The sequence below is a fragment of the Buttiauxella brennerae ATCC 51605 genome, assembly GCF_001654925.1.
GTDB classification, from domain to species: Bacteria; Pseudomonadota; Gammaproteobacteria; order Enterobacterales; family Enterobacteriaceae; genus Buttiauxella; species Buttiauxella brennerae.
Genome location: NZ_LXER01000032.1, coordinates 1 through 12,904 on the forward strand (window position 1 = coordinate 1; position 12,904 = coordinate 12,904).

A 12,904-nucleotide genomic window follows, 5' to 3' on the forward strand; every position below is an offset into this window, starting at 1 on the left:
TTTAGCGGAGAATGATTGGGAGGGGTCGCCCTCACCCCGGCCCTCTCCCCCAGAAGAGGGAGAAAACCGATCAATCCCTTCTCCCTCAGGGAGAAGGTTAGGATAAGGGTTGTGTTAAAAATTAAGGGTGAGCAACAAACCCAATCACTTCATAGACCTTTTTCAGCGTGACGCTGGCATGTGAACTCGCCTTCTCAGCACCGTCTTTCATCACTTGCTGCAAGTAAGCTTCATCGTTACGGAAACGGTGATAACGCTCCTGCAATTCGGTCAACATGCCAGATACTGCCTCGGCAACGTCGCCTTTCAGGTGACCATACATTTTGCCTTCAAACTGCTGTTCAAGCTCAGGGATAGATTTACCCGTCACACCCGCCAGAATATCCAACATGTTGGATACGCCTGCTTTATTCACCGGATCGTAACGCACAACAGGTGGCTCGTCAGAGTCAGTGACTGCACGTTTGATTTTCTTCACGACCGATTTCGGGTCTTCCAGCAGGCCGATAACGTTATTACGGTTATCGTCTGATTTAGACATTTTCTTGGTCGGCTCAAGCAGAGACATCACGCGAGCGCCTGATTTCGGGATAAACGGTTCTGGCACTTTAAACACGTCGCCATACAGCGCATTGAAACGTGCGGCGATATCACGGCTCAGTTCCAAGTGCTGTTTCTGATCGTCACCGACCGGCACAAGGTTGGTCTGGTACAGCAAAATATCTGCTGCCATCAATACCGGGTAGTCAAACAGGCCAGCATTGATGTTCTCGGAATAACGAGAAGACTTATCTTTAAACTGAGTCATACGGCTCAGCTCACCAAAATAGGTGTAGCAGTTCAGCGCCCAGCCCAGCTGTGCATGTTCTGGCACGTGAGACTGTACAAAGATGGTGCTTTTAGCCGGGTCGATACCACAAGCCAGATACAGTGCCAGCGTGTCGAGAGTGCGGCTGCGCAACTGTGTCGCATCCTGACGCGCAGTGATCGCGTGCAGATCAACGATGCAGTAAATGCAGTGGTAATCATCTTGCATGTTGACCCACTGACGCAGCGCACCCATGTAGTTACCAATGGTCAATTCACCTGATGGCTGTGCGCCACTAAAGACGATGGGCTTACTCATGTTCTTATTCCTGATGTTCTTTGTTAGAGAGCCCTAACGCGGGCAATAAATCGTTGAAGTGGTCAAACACGTAATCGGGTTTGCTCAACTCGATGGACTCACCGTAGTTATAACCGTAAGTCAGGCCAATGGAACAGCATCCAGCCGCTTGCGCCGCGAGAATATCGTTGCGGGAATCGCCAACAAAAAGCAGTTCTTCCGCGCTAAGGTTCAGCTCTTCCATCACTTTATGCAGCGCTTCAGGATGCGGTTTTTTATTTTCCACATCATCACCACCAATAATGACTTTGAAGTACTGCGCAATGCCTAATCTTTCCAGCATCGGTAACACAAACGGTGTTGGCTTGTTAGTTACCAGTCCCATCGGCAGGCCTTTTTCAGCCAAAACAGACAATGTATTCGCGACTTCCGGGAATAAGAAACTGCCCTCTTCCGCTGCTTGCGCATAGTAGGCGTCAAACAGTTTACGCGCGATAAGGCATTGGTCGGCTTCAGGTTCTTCACCTTTCAGCGCCCAGGTCAGTGCGCGCTTAACCAACACATCAGCACCGTTACCGATCCACTTTTCAACGTTGTCTTCACCCGCCGTCGGCAACTCCAGTGCATACAGAGCCTGGTCCATTGCCTGCGTCAGACCCAGTGCGGTATCGACCAGGGTACCGTCTAAATCAAAGGCGATACCGCGAATTTTACTTAACTTATCCATGACTTACCTTTGCTAACTCACTACGCATACGTTCAATAACGGCTTTGTAGTCTGGCTGATTGAAAATTGCCGAACCGGCAACAAACATATCAGCACCTGCCGCAGCAATTTCAGCGATATTGTCGACTTTCACGCCGCCGTCTACTTCCAGACGAATATCATAGCCAGAAGCGTCAATGCGCTCACGCACCTGACGCAGTTTTTCCAGCGTATGTGGAATAAATGATTGGCCACCAAAACCTGGGTTAACGGACATCAGCAAAATCACATCGAGTTTATCCATGACGTGATCAAGCCAACTCAACGATGTCGCTGGGTTAAACACCAGGCCTGCTTTGCAGCCGTGCTCTTTGATCAGTTGCAGGGAACGGTCAACATGCTCTGACGCTTCAGGGTGGAAGGTAATGATGTTGGCGCCAGCCGCAGCGAAATCCGGAATGATACGGTCAACGGGCTTCACCATCAGATGCACATCAATAGGGGCAGTAATACCGTAGTCACGCAGGGCTTTTAACACCATCGGACCAATAGTGAGGTTAGGAACGTAATGGTTATCCATAACATCGAAATGGACGACATCCGCACCAGCAGCCAGCACCGCAGCCGTGTCTTCACCCAAACGGGCAAAGTCGGCTGAGAGGATTGAGGGGGCAATCAAAAACTGTTTCATCCGCTTCTCCAATAGCAAATCATTAACGTCTGCGGACGAAACGGCTCAGGCACCGACTTTATACAGCGCCAGCAGTTCGTCCACCTTGTTACGCGTTCCACCATTACGGCTAATGCTGCGACGCACCTGCACGACATGCAGTTTCGCCTGGTGATACCACAACCGGGTGAGTTCCGTATCATGGTTAGAAATCAGCACCGGAATGTGATTTCCTTGCAAATTTTCAGCTAACTGCGCGAGATGTTGCTGCTGCACAGCGTTAAAGCTATCGGTGTGATACGCCGTAAAATTAGCCGTTGCCGACAAAGGCGCGTAGGGAGGATCGCAATAGACAACAGACCCTGCACTGACATCCGCCATGCTGACATCATAAGACTGACATAAGAATGTGGCGTTCTGAGCTCGTTCGGCAAAATGATACAACTCTTCTTCAGGGAAGTAGGGTTTGATATAGCGGCCAAACGGGACATTGAATTCACCACGTAGGTTATAACGACAAAGGCCGTTGTAACAATGGCGGTTCAGATATAAAAACAGCAGTGCACGGCGAAACTCATCTTTGCACTGGTTAAATTCGGTACGATTGAGATAGAACATCTGCTCATCGTTTTGCTCGGCAGTAAAGAGTTTACGAGACTCCTGAACGTACTCATCCGTGCGGGTTTTAACGATGTTATAGAGGTTAATCAGATCGCTATTAATATCTGCGAGGATATAGCGGGAGTAATCAGTATTCAGAAAGACTGAGCCGGCGCCGACGAACGGCTCAATCAGACAATCGCCTTTCGGCAGATACTTTTTAATGTCTTCGAGCAGGGGGTATTTCCCCCCCGCCCATTTCAGAAAAGCGCGATTTTTTTTCATGCTGCCTAACTATTTACACCTTTTCCTGCTGTGGAAAGGTTCCAACAGCGGCTGCGCTTGTTCATCACTTCAGATCAGACTGAACCTGATGGATAGGTTTTGCCCATGGGTTCTTGGCTTGCACATCAGCTGGCAATGTCGCAACGGCACGTTTTGCCTCATCTTTGTTAGCGTAGATGCCGCTAACCAGAACATACCACGGCTGACCATTACGCACAGTCTGGTAAACCATATAGTGCTGCAGATTCTCTTTCTTCGCCCATGCATTCAGGTTTGCTGAGTTTGAAGAAGAGCTAAGCTGCAGGGTGTAATGGCTACCCGGTGCACCTTTGATTGCCCCAGCATCACCCGCTACCGCGCCAGTTGCAGCTGTAACCGGTGCTGCTGTCGCTTTAGGTGCTGATGTTGTTGCTGTTGCTTGCGGTGCAGCTGCAGTTTGCTGCGGAGCTGCGGCAGTAACAGGCGCTTTAGCTGGTGCAGTCTGCACTGGCGCTGTGACAGGTTCGCTGCGTTTTGCAGTAGCAACAGGTTTTGGCTCTGTTACTGTGCTTTTCACGGCAGGCTGTTGCTTAGCCGGTTGAGCTTTGTGTTGTGGTTCAATGACAGCCGTTTTGCGTTCCTGACGTGGCGCTGCAGGTTTCACTGGCTCTGCTTTCGCAACCGGACGTGGTGCCGTTGTTGCGCCATTGCTGCCTGCAACTGCCGCCACGGTGGCTGGTGCGGTTGGCAGCGTAGAGCTGGTAACTGCATTGTCAATCTGACCCGATTGCTGAGTCAGCGCATTGTTCAGATCCCCTGGAACTTCTACACGCTGTTGACCCTGTGGTGCAGGTTGAGACTGCGCATCAGTCGGCGTGGAAGAAATGGCAGGAAGAGTAACTTCTTGTGGATTGCCTGCGGTTTCTGTCTGATTAGCAGCAGACGTTGAACCAGGTTGTGGTTGCGCGCCGTTGGCCTGGTCAGCAGCAGAACCGGACAAGTCGATATTCTTTTCAGCGTTCGGATTGCTATTCGCTGTTTCAGTATCAGTAGAAGGGGCTTTCAGGGCCGAACCAATCCCAATGATTAAAAGCAACAGTACAAGAATACCAATGCCCATCATCAAGTGCTGGCGGGAAACCGGAACTTTTTGTTTAGCGGATTTTTTACGGGTACGTGCCGGGCGACGTTCTTCTGCATCAACTTGCAGATCGTCGTCGTTTTCATACTCTTCTTCGTCACGAGTACGACGGGAACGCGCTGGACGAGGCTCATCGGCATCTAATTCAACATCATCGACATTGATCTGCGGCTCATTTTCGCGCTCATCAGCTTTGCGGCTACGGCCTGAACGACGATCGCTAGGATCGGGTTTCAGTTCGTCTTCCGGTTTAAATTCATCCATTTAACACCCCACTCAAAGGCCTGTGCCAGCAATTCAAACTCAGCACATAACCCGAAGTTAAAAATCGCCTGACTTCAGCGACCGAAATTTCTAATAATTAAGCCTGCTGACAATCAGCAATGGCGGACAAAACGATATCGTGTGGCACTCCGCCACGCATTTCACTCTTCCCGATTGCCAGAGGCAGCACTAAGCGCAGCTCACCAGCCAAAACTTTTTTGTCACGCATCATGTGGGGCATATACGCGGCGGCTGACATTTCTTTCGGCCCGGTAACTGGCAGCCCGGCACGTTGCAGCAATTTAATCACGCGCTGCACATCGGCCTCACTGAAGTTACCCAAACGCTGAGCTGTTCGTGCCGCCATAACCATACCAGCGGAAACAGCTTCACCATGTAGCCAGTTGCCATAGCCCATTTCTGCTTCTATGGCGTGACCAAAGGTGTGACCCAAATTCAGTAAAGCACGTAAGCCACTTTCGCGCTCGTCAGCGGCAACAACTTCTGCTTTCAGCTCACAACAACGACGAATACACCAGGCCAGTGCTTTACCATCGAGCGCAAGCAATGCATCCAGGTTGTCTTCAAGCCAATTGAAGAAATCGCCGTCGAGAATAATTCCGTACTTGATGACTTCTGCCAGACCGGATGCCAACTCCCGCGCAGGTAAAGTATTCAGACAGTCGAGATCCACCACTACCGAAGCAGGTTGGTAGAACGCGCCAATCATATTTTTACCGAGGGGGTGGTTTACGGCTGTTTTACCACCAACAGAAGAGTCCACTTGCGAAAGCAAAGTGGTTGGAACTTGAATAAAGCGCACGCCGCGTTGATAACTCGCCGCGGCAAAGCCCGTCAGGTCGCCGACGACACCACCGCCCAGGGCAATGAGTGTCGTATCACGACCATGTGGCTTTTCAAGCAACGCAGTAAAGACAGTGTCTAATACAGCGAGACTCTTGAATTGTTCGCCATCCGGAAGGATGACGGAATCGACTTTAACGCCCGCTTGCTCCAGCACGCCACGCACCTTATCCAGGTAGAGCGGCGCCAGGGTTTCATTGGTCACCAGCATCGTTTGGTCGCCAGCTTTCAGCGGCCCAAAAGATGCCGAGTCACTAAATAACCCAGCAGCAATGGTGATAGGGTAACTACGTTCCCCGAGAGTGACTGTTAACCTCTCCATAACGCGAAGTCCACCTTGATGTTGCTTAGCCCGCAGGCGTTTTTTTCGATTAAGCCAGAATCAGTTGCTTTCCAACATATTAATAATCTGGTTAGCAACCACTTTGGCACTTTGGTCGTCAGTGCGAATCGTCACATCAGCAATCTCTTCATAAAGAGGATTGCGTTCCTGAGCTAAGGCTTCAAGAACTTCACGCGGTGGAGTCTCAACTTGCAGTAGTGGGCGTTTTTTATCACGCTGTGTACGGGCGAGCTGTTTTTCAATTGTGGTTTCAAGATACACCACAACTCCACGGGCGGAGAGACGGTTACGGGTCTCACGAGATTTCACAGAACCGCCGCCAGTTGCCAGCACAATGCCCTGTTTTTCAGTGAGTTCGTTGATGATTTTTTCTTCGCGATCGCGGAAGCCGTCTTCGCCTTCAACGTCGAATACCCAGCCCACATCAGCTCCGGTACGTTTCTCAATCTCTTGATCAGAATCGAAAAATTCCATATTGAGTTGCTGAGCTAACTGACGCCCAATAGTGCTTTTGCCGGCACCCATAGGCCCAACCAGAAAGATATTGCGTTTCTCTGCCATTTTTTCGGTACTACTAAGACAATTCGTTGATGATAAACCCGCCCTGTTAAAACCAGGTGCAGCGGGACATGAACTGAAACCTCATAAGCGATAGTGCGAGAGTCAGACTGAAAATTATCTCAATACTCAAGGTGGTTTGGCAACCGATTATATTCCCCAGCCTTCTTATGAAGAAGAAAATGCATAAATCAGGGTTATCTGTCACAAGACTTGAGCAACCAGCCTCTCGAAACGGTACACCTTGTAAGCTAATTCCTCTCTGCCGTCAAACACCTGGGCACCGTTTCAAAGAAAAACTGTATGATGAAGAATGAAAATACTACGAAACCGGGATAAGCCGAGGGGTAATAAATACCACTAATTCACGGCGCTGATGATTTTTTGCATCATGACGAAACAGACTACCCACCATGGGTATTGAACCAAGAAAAGGCACACTGTCGCTACTGTCAGTATTGTGTTGCTGGAAGATCCCGCCAAGGGCAAGAGTTTCACCATTTTTCACCGCAACAACAGTTTCTATCTCTTGTTCATCTATCGCCAGGACTTCACCATCAGATTGCTGAATACTACGACCCGGCATATTTTGGCTAATGTGCAATTTTAAACGGATATTACCATCAGCCTGAATAGTTGGCGTCACTTCCATCCCCAAAACCGCTTCTTTAAATTCGATTGCTGTCGCCCCGCTTTCGCCACTGGAAACCGTATACGGTATTTCGGTGCCTTGTTTGATGCTGGCCGGCTGTTGATGCGCCGCCATCAAGCGAGGGCTGGCGATAATTTCCAGTTGTTGCTGTTGTTCCAGGGCAGACAATTCAAGCTCCAGCATTCGGCCATCAATGCGAGCAATGTTAAACCCGACTTTTGTTGAAGCATTATTGACTGAGAGATCGGCTGAAATACCAGTGGTCTGGTGGAGTTTACGCTCCCCAACTTGCTCTTCAGTGGACCATTTCACACCAAGCTCACGCAACTTATCCTGGTTGATAGTGACAATATGGGCTGCGATTTCCACTTGCCCAATGGGCAAGTCCATTTCAGTTACCCAGTCAGCGATCTGTTTGAGCACTGTTTTGTTATCACGCACAATCAACCGGTTAGTGCGTTTATCAGCAGTAATATTCCCCTGGGCACTCAATAGCTTATTACCGCCAGCCTTTAATGCCGCAGATAAATCTTCAACATCAGCGTAATGAGGGGCAAAAACTTTATAGAGCAGTGGTTGATCAAGTGCTTGCTGCTTGCGTTGTTCTACGGCCTGCGCCTGCTGTTCACGCAGCCGGGCTCTTGGCAAAACCTGTATCACATTGCCTTCTCGTTTTTGGCTGAGTTCAGCGGTGTTCAACACAAGCTGGAATGCCTGTTTCCAGGGGACATTAACCAAATTAAGAGACAACGCCCCCTCCACACCTGGTGCAATCATCAGGTTAACGTTTTCGCTTTCAGCCAATGCCTGCAAAACCTGAGTAACCGGTGCGTTATCAAGCACCAGAGAAATGCCTTTATCTGCCTGGCTTTTGAATGGTAGAAGCAACACCAGAAGTAATACCCGAATCCATGGCATCTGTTTTTCCTTTTATTTCCCAACGATAAGAAGAGGGCTGGCAAGTGGAGTCAAGACGCGCAGACACCAACCCAGGCGCTACGTTTTCAATATGCACGCCAGGTAAAAGCTCACTATCTGTCTTGATTCGCAGGCTTTTTCCTTGTGAGTTGAACATCAAAGCAATGTTGCTGGCAGGAGAGCTGACCACTCCCTGCAAAACCCAGGAAGCAAGCTGCCCACTTAGTTTTTCACAAGGTGATATTTGCGGCAAAAAGGGGTTTGGGGGCATTGCCCGCGCCGGGAAGATAACCAGCAATATGGCCCAGCCAATGTTACGGCTCATCATCAAACTCCATTGCCAGCACCAGTTTGAGTAATTCACCCTGGCTGGTGAGGGTAAAAGCGTTGCTGGTCACAACACGATATTCCGCAAGACGGGCAAATAGCCCCGGCAACTTTTCCCACGGCACAAGCATCTCCAGGTCCCCCTGCTTATTATCGGGCTGCCACTTCAGCAATTTCCCGCCTGACTTCCCAACAAATTCCGTCACCGAAAATACGGGAGGCTGCGCAGGCAAAAGCATCGGCACAGGCTTTATAAGCGGAGGGATTTTCCGTCGCAATTCAGCCACTTTCTGACTTGCCTGCTGGTTATCCCTTTCTAACTGCTGCCGCAAGGATTGCTGCGGTCGCATCAGGAACAGCCACGCCATGCTCACGACCAGACCGATAAAGATGGCGAGCGATACAACGCGTACCCAACACGGCCCACGAAACCAGCGTTCAATTATCCAGGACATTCGCCACCTCGGTCAGGGTTAAGGTGAAAACAAAGCCATATCCGCCCTGGGTTTCATGCTGCACCGCTCCGGCCCGTACAACTGAAACTCCATCAAGTTGCGCCAGTTCTTTTTCCAGCCGCTGAATATCTTCCATATCAGTGGCGTGTCCCTTAATTAAAAATTGCCCTTTTTGCAGTGATAACGAAGAAAACCAGGCTCCAACAGGCTTAAAAGTAGCAAGTTGAATTAATCGCGTTTCCCATATCTGGATGGCATGCTGCCGGGCCTCGCGAGCCTGCTGAATAAGCCGCCATTTTTTGCTCTGCTCTTGTAAAGCCAATCGCTGCTGAGACAGACGCTGCAATGCGGTTTGTGTGCTTGCCAGGTGTTTTTTATGCCCCTGCAACTGTTGAATTTGCCATGCTGATAGCTGTTGCACACTGGCGACCAGTAACGGCATAAGCAGCAATATCGAGCAGAAAAGCGTGCTCCATCGGCGTACACGCTGCTGGCGCAGCGTTTTACGCCAGGGGAGTAAATTTATCAGCGGTGTCATCTCGATACCCTACCGATGGCAAGACCGATTGCGATGGTATAGACACCGCCATGTAGCGGTAATGGAGGCTGCAAACGTGAAAGCGCCCGCCAGGCATCCAGGGGAAAAACACCTTCAGGGAAGGGCTCGGGTTGTGTATGGCTCAATGCAACCCGTTGCGGTTCGGTTTTAAGCAGTTGGCAAAAATCTGAAATCGTTGGCACTAGTTGGGTGTCAGCCCACCCCCATCGGGGGCTAGCCTCGGTCGAAGCCCATACCCAATGGCGAAGCTCGTGATGTACCAAATATTGGTACTTTTCCAAATGACAGGGGGCAATAAGCGCCGGTAATGCACTGGCTCCCGGGGTTAATGTCGCAGGATACAGATTTACCGCAGCAAGGCTTTTCAGCAACGCTGCGACATCTGCCTGGCGCGCAGCGACTATCAAATGCGTGTCTGCAACATCTTGTGACGCTAAATAATCCCAACACAATTGTGCCGCCGGCATCTGCATCTGCCGGGCTGTTGCCGAGGCGATATAAGCTTCGCTGGCCGGTTCGCTCAGTCGTTTGTCAGGAGTGGGAACCGGGCGCTGGAGCGTTCTGTGTGTTGGAAAAGAGACGCGCAACTGGTGGCGCACGGGCAGCTCTTTTCGCCATTCAGCCAACGCTTTAGTGAGTGCTTGCGCATTAATTAATAACCCGTCGCGAAAGGTCTCTTCGGGCAAGGGTAAAAACCACCAGTGGCGCAGTTGCCAGCCTTGCCGTTGGCGCTGCACAGCCACAGCTCGAATGCTTTCATGTTGAATATCCAGGCCAATTTGCCAGTTTGTGAACATCATGTTTACGATCTCCTTATCGCTGGTTACGGAAAATGCCATACCAATGCCACTGGCTTGCCTTTATACTACCGCGCGGTTGTTTATAAACTGCCCAATGGAAACGTTATGGGAAATTTAAGGTGAAGTTCGTAAAGTATTTATTCATCCTTGCAGTGTGTTGCATTCTGCTGGGAGCAGGCTCGATCTTCGGGCTCTACAAATTTATTGAACCGCAGTTGCCTGATGTCGCCACGCTTAAAGACGTGCGCCTCCAGATCCCAATGCAGGTTTATAGCGCTGATGGTGAACTTATTGCCCAATACGGTGAGAAACGTCGTATCCCGGTGACACTTCAGCAAATTCCACCTGTGATGGTGAAAGCGTTTATTGCGACGGAAGACAGCCGCTTCTACGAACACCATGGTGTTGATCCGGTAGGGATTTTCCGTGCTGCGAGTGTAGCGCTGTTTTCTGGTCATGCCTCTCAGGGCGCGAGTACCATCACGCAACAGCTGGCACGTAACTTCTTCTTAAGCCCGGAACGCACGCTGACGCGTAAGATCAAAGAAGTGTTCCTGGCGATTCGTATTGAGCAGTTGCTTACCAAAGATGAAATTCTCGAGTTGTACCTCAACAAGATTTATCTCGGTTACCGCGCTTATGGTGTGGGTGCCGCAGCACAAGTCTATTTTGGTAAGTCGATTGATCAACTCAGCCTGAGTGAAATAGCGGTGATTGCCGGTTTGCCAAAAGCGCCGTCAACGTTTAACCCGCTTTACTCTCTGGATCGCGCAACTTCCCGTCGTAATGTGGTGTTATCGCGCATGTTGAGCGAAAACTACATTACGCAAGCTCAGTATGACGAAGCGCGTAATCAGCCGATTGATGCAAACTACCACGCTCCGGAAATCGCGTTCTCTGCACCTTATCTGTCTGAGCTGGTACGCCAGGATATGGTTGCCAAGTACGGCGATAAAGCCTACGAAGATGGATACAAGGTTTACACCACCATCACCCGGAAAACTCAGCAGGCCGCACAGCAAGCCGTGCGTAATAACGTCATGGCTTATGACATGCGCCATGGTTATCGTGGACCATCAAATGTGCTGTGGAAAGTGGGTGAGACTGCGTGGGATAAAACCAAAATCGTTGATTCGTTGAAGAATCTTCCGGTTTACGGACCACTATTCCCTGCAGTCGTGACTGAAGCCTCAACCAATGAAGCCACTGCATTGTTGGCAGACGGCAGCGCCGTTTCTCTCAATATGGACGGCATGCGTTGGGCGCGTCCGTACCGTTCTGACACTGCGCAAGGCCCTACTCCGCGCAAAACGACTGACGTCGTGCAGGCGGGACAGCAGATCTGGGTGCGTAAAGTTGATGATAACTGGTGGCTCGGCCAGGTCCCGGATGTGAACTCCGCACTGGTTTCCATCAACCCTCATGATGGTGCCATCGTGGCGCTGGTCGGTGGTTTTGATTTCAACCAGAGCAAGTTCAACCGTGCGACCCAGGCGTTACGCCAGGTTGGTTCCAATATCAAACCATTCCTCTATACAGCAGCGATGGATAAAGGCCTGACGCTTGCGAGCGTGCTGAACGATGTGCCGATTTCTCGCTGGGATGCAGGCGCAGGTTCCGACTGGCGTCCTAAAAACTCACCGCCAGAATATGCCGGCCCAATTAGATTGCGCCAGGGGCTGGGTCAATCGAAAAACGTGGTGATGGTACGAGCAATGCGCGCCATGGGTGTGGATTACGCGGCTGAATACCTGCAACGCTTTGGCTTCCCTGCGCAAAACATCGTGCATACCGAATCGCTGGCATTGGGCTCTGCATCATTCACACCGATGCAAGTGGCGCGTGGCTATTCAGTGATGGCCAACGGCGGCTTCCTGGTTGACCCTTACTACATTTCCAAAATTGAAAATGAAATAGGCGGCACTATCTTTGAAGCGAAGCCGAAAGTTGCTTGCCCGGAATGCGATATCCCGGTGATTTACGGCGAAACGCAGAAATCTAACGTGCTGGAAAATCAGGATGTTGAAGACGTTGCCCAGTCTCAGGAAAAGCAGAACGCGAGTGTGCCAATGCCAAAACTTGAGCAGGCGAATAGCGAACTGGTTGCTCAAAGCAGCCCACCAGAATACGCACCGCATGTCATCAACACTCCACTGTCGTTCCTGATTAAAAGTGCGCTTAACTCGAATATCTACGGCGAACCAGGCTGGCAAGGTACGGGTTGGCGTGCAGGTCGTGACCTGAAACGTAATGATATTGGTGGCAAAACCGGTACTACTAACAGCTCAAAAGACGCATGGTTCTCAGGTTACGGGCCAGGTGTAGTGACGTCAGTGTGGATTGGTTTTGACGACCATCGTCGCGATCTGGGCCGGACATCCGCATCAGGCGCAATTAAGGACCAAATTTCAGGCTATGAAGGTGGCGCGAAGAGCGCTCAGCCCGCGTGGGATGATTTCATGAAAGCCGTTCTGGAAGGTGTGCCGGAAGAGCCGCTAACACCGCCACCGGGTATTGTGACAGTCAATATAGACCGCAGCACCGGGCAGTTAGCCAATGGCGGCAATAGCCGGGCTGAGTACTTTATCGAAGGCACGCAACCAACGCAGCAGGCGGTGCATGAAGTGGGTACGACGATTATTGATAATGGCGAGAGCCACGAACTGTTCTAAGACTTT

13 protein-coding genes are annotated in these 12,904 nt (G+C 50.6%); 1 reads left to right on the forward strand and 12 read right to left on the reverse strand.

All coding sequences use genetic code 11. The annotated features are described in order from the left end of the window. Positions 1-121 precede the first annotated feature (121 nt). From trpS to pilM, 12 genes are all read right to left on the reverse strand, one after another. Positions 122-1,126 carry a tryptophan--tRNA ligase gene (trpS, locus tag M975_RS17275; RefSeq protein WP_064561141.1) on the reverse strand — a complete coding sequence of 335 codons (1,005 nt, stop codon included), beginning with the start codon at positions 1,124-1,126 and terminating at the stop codon, positions 122-124. A gap of 4 nt (positions 1,127-1,130) precedes the next feature. Next, entirely contained in the window at positions 1,131-1,832 is a 702-nt protein-coding gene (locus M975_RS17280) for a phosphoglycolate phosphatase (protein WP_064561142.1), read from the reverse strand. After that, entirely contained in the window at positions 1,825-2,502 is a 678-nt protein-coding gene (gene rpe, locus M975_RS17285) for a ribulose-phosphate 3-epimerase (RefSeq protein ID WP_064514313.1), read from the reverse strand. The genes M975_RS17280 and rpe overlap by 8 nt, the downstream gene beginning before the upstream one ends. Before the next feature lie 45 nt (positions 2,503-2,547). Beyond that, positions 2,548-3,366, reverse strand: a complete 819-nt coding sequence (gene dam, locus M975_RS17290; RefSeq protein ID WP_064561143.1) for an adenine-specific DNA-methyltransferase — start codon at positions 3,364-3,366, stop codon at positions 2,548-2,550. A gap of 64 nt (positions 3,367-3,430) precedes the next feature. Then, positions 3,431-4,750, reverse strand: a complete 1,320-nt coding sequence (gene damX, locus M975_RS17295) for a cell division protein DamX (protein ID WP_064561144.1) — start codon at positions 4,748-4,750, stop codon at positions 3,431-3,433. A 97-nt stretch (positions 4,751-4,847) separates the two neighbouring features. Continuing rightward, complete coding sequence (gene aroB, locus M975_RS17300; RefSeq protein WP_064561145.1) at positions 4,848-5,936, reverse strand: 3-dehydroquinate synthase; 1,089 nt, start codon at positions 5,934-5,936, stop codon at positions 4,848-4,850. Between the two features lie 60 nt (positions 5,937-5,996). Then, positions 5,997-6,518, reverse strand: a complete 522-nt coding sequence (gene aroK, locus M975_RS17305) for a shikimate kinase AroK (RefSeq protein ID WP_034460280.1) — start codon at positions 6,516-6,518, stop codon at positions 5,997-5,999. Positions 6,519-6,837: 319 nt separating this feature from the next. Then, positions 6,838-8,085, reverse strand: coding sequence for a type IV pilus secretin PilQ (pilQ, locus tag M975_RS17310; protein WP_074388394.1), 1,248 nt, complete (start codon positions 8,083-8,085; stop codon positions 6,838-6,840). Then, positions 8,024-8,410: a HofP DNA utilization family protein gene (locus tag M975_RS22555; protein ID WP_074388395.1), complete on the reverse strand. Its 387-nt coding sequence runs from the start codon at positions 8,408-8,410 to the stop codon at positions 8,024-8,026. Before M975_RS22555 ends, pilQ begins: the two co-directional genes overlap by 62 nt. Then, positions 8,400-8,867: a HofO family protein gene (locus M975_RS17315; protein WP_064561146.1), complete on the reverse strand. Its 468-nt coding sequence runs from the start codon at positions 8,865-8,867 to the stop codon at positions 8,400-8,402. The genes M975_RS22555 and M975_RS17315 overlap by 11 nt, the downstream gene beginning before the upstream one ends. After that, positions 8,851-9,405 (reverse strand): PilN domain-containing protein, encoded by a 555-nt coding sequence (locus M975_RS17320; protein WP_064561147.1) that lies wholly within the window; start codon positions 9,403-9,405, stop codon positions 8,851-8,853. The genes M975_RS17315 and M975_RS17320 overlap by 17 nt, the downstream gene beginning before the upstream one ends. Continuing rightward, positions 9,402-10,226: a type IV pilus biogenesis protein PilM gene (gene pilM, locus M975_RS17325; RefSeq protein ID WP_064561148.1), complete on the reverse strand. Its 825-nt coding sequence runs from the start codon at positions 10,224-10,226 to the stop codon at positions 9,402-9,404. The genes M975_RS17320 and pilM overlap by 4 nt, the downstream gene beginning before the upstream one ends. A 119-nt stretch (positions 10,227-10,345) precedes the next feature. On the opposite strand from pilM, the gene mrcA reads away from it, so the two are divergent. Further along, positions 10,346-12,898: a peptidoglycan glycosyltransferase/peptidoglycan DD-transpeptidase MrcA gene (gene mrcA, locus M975_RS17330; RefSeq protein WP_064561149.1), complete on the forward strand. Its 2,553-nt coding sequence runs from the start codon at positions 10,346-10,348 to the stop codon at positions 12,896-12,898. The last annotated feature ends 6 nt before the right edge of the window (positions 12,899-12,904 follow it).

What these genes read in the sequence shown, in the direction of transcription:
- M975_RS22555 (WP_074388395.1), bottom strand. Translation starts at nt 8,410, where the DNA reads ATGAGCCGTAACATTGGCTGGGCCATATTGCTGGTTATCTTCCCGGCG.
- pilQ (WP_074388394.1), bottom strand. Translation starts at nt 8,085, where the DNA reads ATGCCATGGATTCGGGTATTACTTCTGGTGTTGCTTCTACCATTCAAA.
- M975_RS17320 (WP_064561147.1), bottom strand. Translation starts at nt 9,405, where the DNA reads ATGACACCGCTGATAAATTTACTCCCCTGGCGTAAAACGCTGCGCCAG.
- aroK (WP_034460280.1), bottom strand. Translation starts at nt 6,518, where the DNA reads ATGGCAGAGAAACGCAATATCTTTCTGGTTGGGCCTATGGGTGCCGGC.
- damX (WP_064561144.1), bottom strand. Translation starts at nt 4,750, where the DNA reads ATGGATGAATTTAAACCGGAAGACGAACTGAAACCCGATCCTAGCGAT.
- M975_RS17315 (WP_064561146.1), bottom strand. Translation starts at nt 8,867, where the DNA reads ATGTCCTGGATAATTGAACGCTGGTTTCGTGGGCCGTGTTGGGTACGC.
- dam (WP_064561143.1), bottom strand. Translation starts at nt 3,366, where the DNA reads ATGAAAAAAAATCGCGCTTTTCTGAAATGGGCGGGGGGGAAATACCCC.
- trpS (WP_064561141.1), bottom strand. Translation starts at nt 1,126, where the DNA reads ATGAGTAAGCCCATCGTCTTTAGTGGCGCACAGCCATCAGGTGAATTG.
- M975_RS17280 (WP_064561142.1), bottom strand. Translation starts at nt 1,832, where the DNA reads ATGGATAAGTTAAGTAAAATTCGCGGTATCGCCTTTGATTTAGACGGT.
- aroB (WP_064561145.1), bottom strand. Translation starts at nt 5,936, where the DNA reads ATGGAGAGGTTAACAGTCACTCTCGGGGAACGTAGTTACCCTATCACC.
- rpe (WP_064514313.1), bottom strand. Translation starts at nt 2,502, where the DNA reads ATGAAACAGTTTTTGATTGCCCCCTCAATCCTCTCAGCCGACTTTGCC.
- pilM (WP_064561148.1), bottom strand. Translation starts at nt 10,226, where the DNA reads ATGATGTTCACAAACTGGCAAATTGGCCTGGATATTCAACATGAAAGC.